This is a genomic window from bacterium (genome assembly GCA_030655055.1).
GTDB lineage: Bacteria > Edwardsbacteria > AC1 > AC1 > EtOH8 > UBA5202.
In genome coordinates this window covers 1-7,791 of sequence record JAURWH010000222.1, presented here as the reverse complement: position 1 = coordinate 7,791, position 7,791 = coordinate 1, and the positions used below count along the sequence as shown (strand labels likewise).

General features: G+C 55.5%; 9 protein-coding genes. All 9 read left to right on the top strand.

Features of this window, described 5'->3' with window-relative positions:
* Positions 1-1,073: radical SAM protein (locus tag Q7U71_10395; protein ID MDO9392167.1), on the top strand; the 1,073-nt coding region annotated here is incomplete at its 5' end.
* A gap of 22 nt (positions 1,074-1,095) precedes the next feature.
* Positions 1,096-2,085 carry a methyltransferase domain-containing protein gene (locus Q7U71_10390; protein ID MDO9392166.1) on the top strand — a complete coding sequence of 330 codons (990 nt, stop codon included), beginning with the start codon at positions 1,096-1,098 and terminating at the stop codon, positions 2,083-2,085.
* Between the two features lie 84 nt (positions 2,086-2,169).
* A complete protein-coding gene (locus Q7U71_10385; GenBank protein MDO9392165.1) occupies positions 2,170-2,460 on the top strand; it encodes a DUF3098 domain-containing protein in 291 nt (96 codons plus the stop codon).
* Between the two features lie 156 nt (positions 2,461-2,616).
* Positions 2,617-3,360, top strand: a complete 744-nt coding sequence (locus Q7U71_10380; protein MDO9392164.1) for a pyridoxine 5'-phosphate synthase — start codon at positions 2,617-2,619, stop codon at positions 3,358-3,360.
* A 29-nt stretch (positions 3,361-3,389) separates the two neighbouring features.
* Positions 3,390-4,349 carry a D-alanine--D-alanine ligase gene (locus Q7U71_10375; GenBank protein MDO9392163.1) on the top strand — a complete coding sequence of 320 codons (960 nt, stop codon included), beginning with the start codon at positions 3,390-3,392 and terminating at the stop codon, positions 4,347-4,349.
* 41 nt (positions 4,350-4,390) lie between these two features.
* Positions 4,391-4,573 carry a 50S ribosomal protein L32 gene (rpmF, locus tag Q7U71_10370; GenBank protein MDO9392162.1) on the top strand — a complete coding sequence of 61 codons (183 nt, stop codon included), beginning with the start codon at positions 4,391-4,393 and terminating at the stop codon, positions 4,571-4,573.
* A 30-nt stretch (positions 4,574-4,603) separates the two neighbouring features.
* Entirely contained in the window at positions 4,604-5,740 is a 1,137-nt protein-coding gene (plsX, locus tag Q7U71_10365; GenBank protein MDO9392161.1) for a phosphate acyltransferase PlsX, read from the top strand.
* Positions 5,737-6,717, top strand: coding sequence for a beta-ketoacyl-ACP synthase III (locus Q7U71_10360; GenBank protein ID MDO9392160.1), 981 nt, complete (start codon positions 5,737-5,739; stop codon positions 6,715-6,717). The genes plsX and Q7U71_10360 overlap by 4 nt, the downstream gene beginning before the upstream one ends.
* Before the next feature lie 201 nt (positions 6,718-6,918).
* Positions 6,919-7,791: ACP S-malonyltransferase (fabD, locus tag Q7U71_10355; GenBank protein MDO9392159.1), on the top strand; the 873-nt coding region annotated here is incomplete at its 3' end.

Sequence of the window (7,791 nt, the reverse complement as noted above, 5' to 3'; positions counted from 1 at the left end):
GGCCGCTGATGAACTTGTTCACGGCCCAGATACTTTACCGGCTTTTCCGGGCCACCGGCCGGCCAAAAGTATTGCCCTTCAACTATACGATCAGCCTGACCTCCCGCTGCAATTACCGCTGCGCCACCTGCCGCATCTGGGAAGAGCCGGTCCCGGAACTTACCGTTGAAGATTATACGAAGATTTTCAGATCACTGGGCCGTTCTCCCTACTGGGTGACATTTTCCGGCGGAGAGCCGTTCTTAAGGGATGACCTTGAAACCATCGTAGACCTGTTCTGCCGGACCTGCCGTCCCAAGATCGTGAACATTCCCACCAATGGCAGCCTGCCTGACCGAATTCATGAAGTGGTGAAAAGGCTGGGGCAAGAGCATAAAGGGATCCGGTTCATAGTAAATGTCTCGATCGATTCGGTGGGACCAAAGCAGGATCTGATCCGGGGCAGCGCCGGCGCATATGCCAGGGCGGTAGAGGCCGTAAAATTGCTGAAAGAGGCAAATCTGCCGAATCTGACCGTAGGCATCGGGACCGTGCTCTCATCACAAAACACGGACAGTTTTGCTTATGACCGGAAAACATTATTGTCCCTGCCTGCCGATTCACTGGTGGCCGAGATCGCCGAGGAAAGAGTGGAGCTGAAAAACCAAAACATTTCCATTACCCCAACCCCGGAGCAATATAAAAGCGCGGCCGATGTTCTGATCTCCGAAATGGCTGAAAACAGGAAAAGGGGGGCGGCCGGGCTGGTGCAGGCCTTCAGAAAACATTACTACCGGTATGTATACAATATCCTGACGGGGTCTCCGGGACTTAAGTGCTATGCCGGAACCGCCTCGGTCCAGATCATGCCGGACGGAAAAGTGTGGGCCTGCTGTATCAAAGGGGATGAGATGGGGTCACTCAATGATTTTGATCATGATTTCAAAAAATTGTGGCGTTCCCCCCAGGCGGATGCCGTCCGCAGATCGATCAAAGACCGGGCCTGCTCCTGCCCCCTGGCCAACGCAGCCTATACCAATATGATGCTGGATCTCAGGACTTCTATGAGAGTGCTCCGAGACCTGTTATTTTGAACTTAAAATTAAAATTACTTTTATGCTGAAAATAGTTAAAAACATCACGGCCATGTTCATCTGGTGGTTGTGCTATATTCCCCTCAATGCCTTGATACTGCTGATATTCGTAAAACATACGCTGTCCGGGAAAAAAGCGATCGAAATCAACCAACAAAATTATTTGAACGATGACCAGCGCATCCTGGCGCTGGTGGAACGAAACCTGGCCGGATGCGATCCGGAAAACGAGGATGAAGGGTTCGGCACCAGGTTCGAACGGCAGATGATGGCGGAGCTTCTAAAACAGCTGGCTAAAAAATATCAATTGACCAGTGTACTGGAATCCCCGGCCGACGGAGTGACCGGAGTGCCGGGGGCCAACAGCCTGCCGTTGGCGGCAATGGTTCAAAGACCGGTATTACTGGCCAACCCCTCGGAGCTGCTGTTGCAGCAAGCCCAAAAAACCTGGGAGAAACGAGGGCTCTTGGACTTGGCAAAATTCCTGAAAAACAGTCTGACCAGCCTGCCAATCCAAAAAGGGGAATACGACCTGGTCTGGAGTTTTTGCATGCTGGAAAGACTGAACGATCCGGGCGCCTACTTAAAGGAGACATCCAGGGTCTCCGGCAAAATAGTATTGATGGTAACCTTGAACTATAAAAATCACGGCACCTGGCTGCACCGGGTTTACCACCGGATAAAAGGGATGGAGTGGGATCACGGCAATTTCGCCATGATGGGGCATAAGGGCATAGTTGATGCCTTTAACCAGGCCGGGCTGAAGGTGCTGGAAAAAGGGGCGGTGGATGTTCCGCCTTCCTGGGATACCTGGGATATGCCGTTGGGCAGCGATATTGGGAAAATTACGGCTATTTTCGGGAAAAAATGGGAATGGAAAATGGCAGCGGCCGATCAAAAACCAGGACTGCTGTTGAATATCTTCGGGTGGGTCGAAAACAACCTTCCGGATTGGTTTAAAACCCAGCAGGCTCATCATCTCTATGTCATCGGCAAAGCCCAAAGCCTTTGACACTAACCCAAGCCAAGGTGCGGTTTTATCTTGACAAACGGACCTTAAAATAGTATACTTAAAGTCTATATAAAAGGAAACAATATGTCTAAAAAAGAATTTAAAAACAAGATCAAGGCCGCCCCGGAAAAAACAGTGGTGGTGCCGGAAACTCCGCTGGGATTTAACCGCAAGAACTATATTCTGTTCGGAACCGGTCTGGTTCTGATAATCTTGGGGTTTTTGTTCCTGACCAGCCCGGTTTTCGGCGGGGGATTCCCTTTTGTGCATCCTTTTAAGGGCGGCGTGGACGGCTGGCTGACCATGAATCTGGCTCCGGTAATGCTGGTGCTGGGCTATTGTGTGGTAATACCGGCGGCCATCATCGTCAAATAACCGGGCGGGATAAAATATTTTAAACCACGGTCTAAGCGGATGCAGTAAAAATCTGCAAGGCTACTGTCCGTGGTTTATTGTTGCCCCGGGTAAAGGCATAATTCTTAAAGTCAAGCTTAATTATAGGCCCCGGCCGGTCCGGGCCATAGGAAGCCATTGAAACTAAAAAAAGTACGCCTGGGCGTCAACATAGACCATGTGGCCACCTTAAGGCAGGTCAGGCAGGCCTGCCAGCCTGACCCGGTGGCCGCTGCCGGGCTGGCCGAAAAGGCCGGGGCCGACGGGATCACCGTTCATTTGCGGTCGGACCGGAGACATATTCAGGACCGGGACGTATTAGTGCTTTCCAAAACTGTCAAGACCCATCTTAACATAGAGATGGCGGCCACCGGACCGATGATGGCCATGGCCGCAAAGATAAAACCGGACGCCGTCTGCCTGGTCCCGGAAAACCCCGATGAAATAACCACCGAGGGAGGCCTGGACCTGGTGAAAGCCCGGGGACGGGTGGCGCTGGCGGTCAAAGAGCTGAACCAGGCCGGCATCCGGTCAACCCTGTTCATCGAGCCGGATGAAATGCAGATCAGAACGGCTTTAAAACTGGGGGCTCACGCGGTGGAATTGAATACCAATGCCTATTCCCTGGCCTGGGAGGCAGCTCCGGGGAACAACCGTAAAACGGCATTTCAGCTGGACCGGCTGGCCAAGGCAGCCAGGCTGGCCTCTGAATTGGGGATGGAGGTCCACGCCGGGCACGGGTTGAATTATTTGAATGTAAGGCCGGTGGTGAATATCCCCCAGATCACGGAGTTGAACATCGGGCACTCGATAATCGCCGAAGCAGTGCTGGCGGGACTTCCCAAGGCAGTACGCCGCATGGTCAAGCTGCTGAAACGCTGAACCACAAATCACATCGGACAGGGCATAGTTTGAATAACCGGCAGATCATCAAACATTTTACCGGCAAGAAGATCGCGGTGCTGATGGGCGGAAGGTCGGGGGAGCGCGAGGTTTCGCTGCGTTCCGGCCGGAACGTGCTGGAAGCCCTTAAACGCCAGGGCTTGCTGGCAGTGGGCATCGACGCCGGGCTGGACCTGGGAACGGAGCTGAGAAGCAAGAAGATCGACGCCGCCTTTGTGATCCTGCACGGCCGGTACGGCGAGGATGGCACGGTCCAGGGCCTGCTGGAGATGATGGACATTCCCTACACCGGATCAGGGGTGCTGGCTTCGGCCCTGGCCATGAACAAGGTCTTTTCCAAGAAGATATTCACCGAACAGGGGATACCCACCCCGGAATACTGCTGGGCCGGACCGCTGCAGGACCCCAAAACGGCGGCCCATGAAGCGGTGGATGACCTGGAACTGCCGCTGGTGATCAAGCCGGTGGATGAAGGCTCTTCCCTGGGTGTTTCCATAGCCAAGAACCAGGAACAGGCGGTAAAGTCATTCATCCAGATCCACAAAAATTACGGCCAGGTGATGGCCGAGCGCTTCATCCAGGGGATGAACGTCACAGTGGGCATTTTAGGCTGCGGCGCCAAAGCCAGGGCTTTGCCGGTGCTGGAATTGGTGCCCAAGAATGAATTCTACGACTATCAGGCCAAATATACCGGCGGCCTGACCGAGTTCCACGTACCGGCCCGCCTGCCGGGCAGCATATACGCCAAGGTACAGCAGGTGACCCTGCAGGCACACCAGGCCCTGGGCTGCCACGGCTGGTCCCGGGTGGACGCCATTGTGGACCGGTCGGGAACAGTCTACGTGCTGGAGGTCAATACCAATCCCGGCATGACCGACCTTTCGGATATGCCGGCCGAGGCCAAGGCCGAGGGAATGGAATACGACCAGCTGGTGCTGGAGATACTGGACAGCTCCCGGAAACGTTAGATAAAAAACTGCAATTTATTTTTTAATTAAGGAGATATACCATGCCAGTCCCCAAGAGAAGACACTCAAATTCCCGCACCAACAAACGCCGTGCCAATTGGAAGTTAGTGCAACCCAATTTGGTCAATTGTTCCCATTGCCATCAGCCCCGCTTACCGCACCGGGCCTGTCCCAATTGCGGATATTATGGCGGTCGGGAAATCGTTGCCATCAAACAAGTATAAGTAGTATTCTAAACTGTTACTTCAATAAAAATGCCGCCTAAACCCATCAAAAAAAAGAACTCCAAAAGCTCTGATCTTACCAGCGGAGCAGCCATGGCCCAGATCCCGACCGGAACTGAAGTAGTGACGGTGGTGGTCGATGCCATGGGCGGAGATCACGGTCCGTCTCCCATCATAGAGGGAGCCATCCAGGCCGCCAAATTAGCCAAGGGGCGCTACAAGGTGATACTGGTGGGCGACGAGGTGGCCATTAAGACCGAATTGGCCCAGGGGGTGGGTGAAGACAAGTATGAAGAGGAAGACCTGAAAAAGTACGGGGTGGAGGTGGTGCACGCTTCCCAGGCCGTGGAGATGCACGAGTCCCCGACCGATGCCCTGCGCCGCAAGCGTGATTCCTCCATCCTGGTGGGGTTAAGGCTGCAAAAGGACAAGAAGGCCCAGGCCTTCATCTCCACCGGCAACACCGGGGCGGTGATGGCGGCTTCGCTGTTTGAATTGGGAAGGCTGAAGGGGGTGGCCCGTCCGGCCATAGCCAGTTTCATGCCCACCGAGCACGGCGGCTGCATCATGATAGACGTGGGGGCCAACATGGACTGCAAACCCCACCATCTTCTTCAGTTCGCCTTTATGGGTTCTTCCTATGCCCAATATGTCTTTGAACGCAACAATCCCAAGGTGGGGCTGTTGTCGGTGGGCGAGGAAAAATCCAAGGGAAGCGAGAACATCTTAAAGGCCCACGAACTGCTGTCGGCCAGCAAACTTAACTTCATAGGCAACATCGAAGGCAAGGACATCCTGCGGGGCACGGCCGACGTGGTGGTCTGTGACGGGTTCATCGGCAACATCATCCTTAAGTTCGCCGAGAGCGTGGTAAGGATGTTCTATGGCTCCATCAAGCGGTACATTCACACCAGTATCCTGGCCAAGTTGGGTGCTTTGTTGCTGAAGCCAGCCTTAAAAAGATTTGCCCAAGACCTTGATTACGAGGAATATGGCGGGGCTCCGCTTTTGGGTGTCAACGGAGTCTGCATCATCTGCCACGGACGTTCCAGCGCCAAAGCCATCAAGAATGCCATATTGGTCGCCACCCGCTGCGTTACCCACCGGGTGAACGGCCATATTCAGGAGCAGCTGGAATCCCTAAACACGGAGGAATTAGAAAAATGAAACGGATAGCCATTTTGGGAACAGGTTCGTACGTTCCCGAAAAGATACTGACCAACGCCGACCTGGAGAAGATGGTCGAGACCACCGATGAGTGGATAACCCAGCGCAGCGGAATCAAAGAACGCCATGTCTCCGACGAGAAGACCCCGACCTCCAAGCTGTCGTTGGAAGCCGCCAAAAAGGCGCTGGAAGCTTCCGGGGTTAAACCGGAGGAACTGGATTTCATCCTGATCGGGACGGTCACTCCGGACATGATGTTTCCCTCCACCGCCTGTCTGGTTCAGGCGGCGCTGGGGGCCAAGAACGCCGCGGCCTTCGATATTTCCGCCGGCTGCACCGGGTTCATCTACGGCCTGGAGCTGGCCCGCTCGCTGATTGTGGCCGACCCCAGGCGCAAGGTGCTGGTGATAGGGGCGGAGGAGCTGACCAAGATCACCGACTGGACCGACCGCGGCACCTGCGTGCTGTTCGGGGACGGGGCCGGGGCGGCGGTGCTGGGCGAGGTGGAAGATGACCGGGGGATACTGTCCACCTATCTGGGCGCCGATGGCAACCTGGGCGACCTGATCTTCCAGCCGGGCGGCGGCAGCCTGAACCCGGCCAGCCATAAGACGGTGGACGAGAAGATGCATTTTGTGAAGATGGCGGGTAACAAGGTGTTTCCCCATGCCGTCCGGAACATGCTGGACGCCTCGACCAAGGCTTTGGCCAGCGCAGGGGTTTCCAAGGAACAATTGAATCTGCTGATCCCGCACCAGGCCAACATCCGGATCATAGAAGCCATTGCCGAGCGGCTGGGGGCCGGGAACGAGAAGATATACATCAACATCCAGAAATACGGCAATACTTCGGCGGCTTCCATTCCCATCGCATTGGACGAGGCGGTGCGGAACGGAAAGATCAAGAAAGGCGACCTGATAATGCTGGTGGCCTTCGGGGCCGGCCTGACCTGGGGGGCGGTGCTGATACGCTGGTAACTGCTGAAGGCAGAAAACAAAATCAGAAGGCAAAAAACGCCACCGCCTAGGCGGGGTGCCACCAGCAGCGGCAAAGGCAGAAAAGGGCTTTTGGTTATTGAGGGGCAACTATGCTGGGCAAATGATGGAATCAAAGTATATTTGTTTTAAGCGTAAACATTAGAAAACCCGTGTTCCATTTCCAAAAAACAAGAGGTAAAAATGTCCAAGATCGCTTTCATCTTTCCCGGCCAGGGCGCCCAGTACGTGGGCATGGGCAAGGACCTGTTCGACAATCACCCGCTGGCCAGGGAAACCTACGAAAAGGCCAACGAGGCCCTGAAATTCGACATCACCAAGATCTGCTTTGAGAGCACGCCCGGCGAGCTGCGGATGACCCACAACGCCCAGCCGGCTATCCTTATACATTCCATCGCCGCCTTCCGCCTGCTGCAGAAGGAGGGCATCAAGTTCGACTATACCGCCGGGCACAGCCTGGGCGAATATTCCGCCCTGGTGGCGGCCGGGGCCATTGCCTTTGAGGACGCCGTGCGCCTGGTGCGCATCCGCGGCTCGCTGATGGCCATCTCCGGCGACATCCAGCCCGGCACCATGGCGGCCATCCTGGGGCTGGATCCCAGGGATGTGGAGCAGATCTGCCACCAGGCCCGGGAAGCGGGCATCGTGGAAGCCGCCAACTTCAATTCCTCCGAGCAGACTGTGATCTCGGGCGAGGTCAAGGCGGTGGAGAAGGCCATGGAGCTGGCCAAGGCCAAAGGGGCCAAGCGGGCGGTGCAGCTGGAGGTCTCCGGCGCCTTCCACTCGGAGCTGATGGACATCGCCCAGTACGGCATGAGAAGGGCTTTGAACCAGGTCTCCTTCAAGGAACCGGCCTGCCCGGTGATCGCCAATGTCTCGGCCGAACCGGTGCACAGCCCGGCCACCATCAAGGAGCTTTTGATAGAACAGGTAAAAAAGCCGGTGCGCTGGGAGGAGTCGGTCAAGAAGATGGCCTCGTTGGGCGTAAGTACCATGGTGGAATGCGGCCCGGGCCGGGTGCTTAAGGGTTTGATCAAGAGAATTGCGCCGGAGATC